A 526-nucleotide genomic window follows, 5' to 3' on the forward strand; every position below is an offset into this window, starting at 1 on the left:
AGCGTTTCACAAGCTGGATAAACTGGTCTGTTTTCAGCTTATCAGCGTTCCAGCTTTCAATCTGCCTTTGCCATTCCGCTATGGACGTTTCAAGCCCGGTCTGTTCCTCGTCATATTCAGCAAGAAGCCGGGTAAAATGTTTGTCGGGTATCTTGCCCGTGGCGTTGCCCTCGTACAGCTTTTTCACAAGCCCGTCCAGCTCTTTGTGCCGCTTCTGTGCTTTGCTGATTTTCTGCTTACATTCCTTGACGGTTTTCTCTTGGTTCTGGTCGGACGCTTCCCGGACACGCTCGGTAAATTCTTTTTCATTGTGCCGCACATACCAGCTTACCCGCTGGATAACGGCAAGGATAGCGGCTTCAATCTTCGCCGTGGGGATATGGTGCATGGTGCAGTCATGGATTAAGTGGCGGTAGCCGGAACAGATAAAAGCGTCCTCAATCCATTTCCCTTGCACAAGGGTATAGCGGTGTGTGAGTTTAGAGCCGCAGTCGGCGCAGTAGAGAAGCCCGGTCAAGCGGTTCGG

General features: G+C 51.7%; 1 protein-coding gene. It reads right to left on the reverse strand.

Translation table 11 applies throughout. From position 1 onward, the window contains the following. On the reverse strand, positions 1-526 hold a 526-nt coding region (locus U8U68_RS22175; protein ID WP_322204667.1), incomplete at both ends, for a recombinase zinc ribbon domain-containing protein.

This window comes from Acutalibacter intestini (assembly GCF_034334985.1).
GTDB classification, from domain to species: domain Bacteria; phylum Bacillota; class Clostridia; order Oscillospirales; family Acutalibacteraceae; genus Acutalibacter; species Acutalibacter intestini.